The 2,066-nt window shown below is 74.8% G+C and carries 1 protein-coding gene; it reads left to right on the top strand.

All coding sequences use genetic code 11. From position 1 onward, the window contains the following. Positions 1-2,066 (top strand): polyketide synthase dehydratase domain-containing protein (locus AWZ10_RS45625; RefSeq protein ID WP_159058617.1); only part of this gene is annotated, 2,066 nt, incomplete at both ends.

The raw sequence follows: 2,066 nt of genomic DNA, 5'->3' as shown, positions 1-2,066 counted from the left end.
ACTGGACCAAGACCCTCCCCACCCCCACCAGCCAGATCACCCCCCTACCCACCTACCCCTTCCAACACGAACACTTCTGGCCGGACGACCTCGACGGCGGTGCCGACGTGACGGCCGCGGGGCTCGGGGCGGCGGGGCATCCGCTGCTCAAGGCCGGGGTGGATCTGCCGGGCTCCGGTGGGGTGCTGCTGACCGGGCGGCTCGCGCGCGGCAGTCAGCGCTGGCTCGTTGACCACCAGGTGATGGGATCGGTGCTGCTGCCCGGCACCGCGTTCGTGGAGCTGGCCCTGCGGGCCGGTGACCATGTCGGGTGCGGGCTCCTGGAAGAACTCACGCTGCAGGCGCCGTTGCAGCTGCCCGAACGCGGCGGCGTGCAGGTGCAGGTCGTCGTGGGCGAGGTCGACCAGAACGGCCGCCGGGCCGTGAAGGTCTTCTCCCGGCCCGAGGACGCCGACCCGTCGGAGCAGTGGGCGCACAACGCCGACGGCACCTTGGCCCGTGAGCTGCCGGAGCCGGCGTTCGAGCCGGTCCAGTGGCCTCCGGCGGGGGCCGAGCCTGTCACGGTGGAGGGCTTCTACGAGGCGGCGGCGCGGGGCGGGCTGGAGTACGGGCCCGCGTTCCAGGGTCTGTCGACGGTGTGGCGGAAGGGCGACGAGGTATACGCCGAGGTCGAGTTGCCGGCCGAACAGCATGCCGAGGCAGCTCGGTTCGGTGTGCATCCGGCGCTGCTCGACGCCGTACTGCACGCGGCCGGGTTCGGTCCGCTGACGGCGGAGGAGGGCCGGCCGTGGCTGCCGTTCGCCTGGTCGGGAGTGGCGCTGCACGCGGTGGGTGCCACCTCGGTGCGGGCGCGCATCTCGCCGGTGGGCGCCGGGTCGGTGCGGGTGGAGCTGGCCGACCGATCGGGCAACCCCGTCGCCTCGGTCGATTCGCTGGTGGCCCGTCAGATGACGGCGGGACAGCTCGCCGACGTCGTCCAGCGCGGTTCGGGGTCCCTGTACCGCCTCGACTGGTCGCCGGTGCCTGCCGCCGACGCCCCCGGCGGGGTGCGGTGCGCGGTGGTGGGCCAGGGTGCCCAGGATGTCGCCGTGTCGCTGCGGGCCGCGGGCTGGGAGTGCGCGGTGTACCAGGACGTGGCCGCTCTCGCCGAACGGGCGGAGGAGGCGGGTGGCCTGCCCGAGACCGTCTTCGCGCCCTTCCTGCCCGGCGCGGAGGCCGAGTTCGGTGCCGATGTCGTGCACGCGAAGGTCGTCGAGGCGCTGGAGCTGGTGCGCGGCTGGGCGGCGGACGAGCGGTTCGCCTCGTCCCGGCTGGTGCTCCTGACCCGTGGCGCGGTGGCCGTCGGCTCCGGGCCGCGGGATCTGGCCGGTGCCGCGGTGTGGGGTCTGGTGCGGTCCGCGCAGTCCGAGCACCCCGGCCGGTTCGGTCTGGTCGACCTGGACCCCGCTGTCGGTCCCGAGGGTGCGGACGAGTCCTGGCGGGCCCTGGAGAGCGCACCGCTCGGTACGCAGGAGCAGCTGGCGCTGCGCGACGGTGACCGGCTCACGCCGCTGCTGGCCGCGGTGCCCCGCGAGCCGCTGACGCCGCCCGCCGGTGAGGCCGTGTGGCAGCTCGCCCCGGGCAAGGGTGGTCTGGCCGATCTGTCGCTGGTGCCCTTCCCGCAGGCCGCGGAGCCGCTGGCGGCCGGGCAGGTGCGGATCTCGGTACGGGCCGCGGGCCTGAACTTCCGGGACGTGCTGATCGCGCTGGGTACGTACCCCGACGAGGGGCACATTGGCAGCGAGGCCGCCGGTGTGGTCCTGGAGGTCGCCCCGGACGTGACCGGGCTGGCGCCCGGTGACCGTGTCCTCGGTATGGTCGACCGGTCGTTCGGGCCGGTGGCCGTCGCCGACGCGCGGATGGTCGTGCCGATGCCGCGGGGCTGGTCGTTCGAGCAGGCCGCCGCCGTGCCGATCGCCTACCTCACGGCGTACTACGGGCTGGTCGACCTCGCCGGGCTGCGGGCCGGGGAGAAGGTGCTCGTGCACGCCGCGGCGGGCGGTGTGGGCACCGCGGCCGCGCGGATC

The organism is Streptomyces europaeiscabiei, from assembly GCF_001550375.1.
Classification (GTDB): Bacteria; Actinomycetota; Actinomycetes; order Streptomycetales; family Streptomycetaceae; genus Streptomyces; species Streptomyces europaeiscabiei.
This window is presented reverse-complemented; position numbering and strand designations above follow the sequence as displayed.